The sequence below is a fragment of the Polaromonas sp. P1_G2 genome (assembly GCF_056405515.1).
In genome coordinates this window covers 1-379 of the sequence record NZ_JBFUBY010001598.1, presented here as the reverse complement: position 1 = coordinate 379, position 379 = coordinate 1, and the positions used below count along the sequence as shown (strand labels likewise).

Annotated in this window: 1 protein-coding gene; it reads right to left on the bottom strand. The window is 63.3% G+C overall.

Features of this window, described 5'->3' with window-relative positions; translation table 11 throughout:
* Positions 1-379 (bottom strand): radical SAM protein (locus AC1D0P_RS31720; protein ID WP_477680353.1); only part of this gene is annotated, 379 nt, incomplete at both ends.

The following is a 379-nucleotide window of genomic DNA, read 5'->3' as shown; positions in this document are numbered from 1 at the left end:
GGATCAGGTTGTCGCCATGCTGCAAGCTGAGATGCAGATGCGGCATGAAGCGCGGCTCGTCGGCAATCAGGTCCCAGAGATGATCGTCGGTTTCGACGCTGTCGATAGAGGACAGTCTCAGCCGGCTGATTTCGGGCACATGCTTGAGAATCGACTTGCCGAGTTGCCCGAGCGAGGGCTGGCCGGGCAGGTCGGCGCCATAGCTGGTGGCGTCGACGCCGGTCAGCACGATTTCGCAATAGCCGCTCTCGGCCAGCATCTGCGCCTGGTCGACGACGGCGCCCATCGGCACGGAGCGGGAATTGCCGCGGCCATAGGGGATGATGCAGAAGGTACAGCGATGGTCGCAGCCGTTCTGCACCTGGATGAAGGCGCGGAC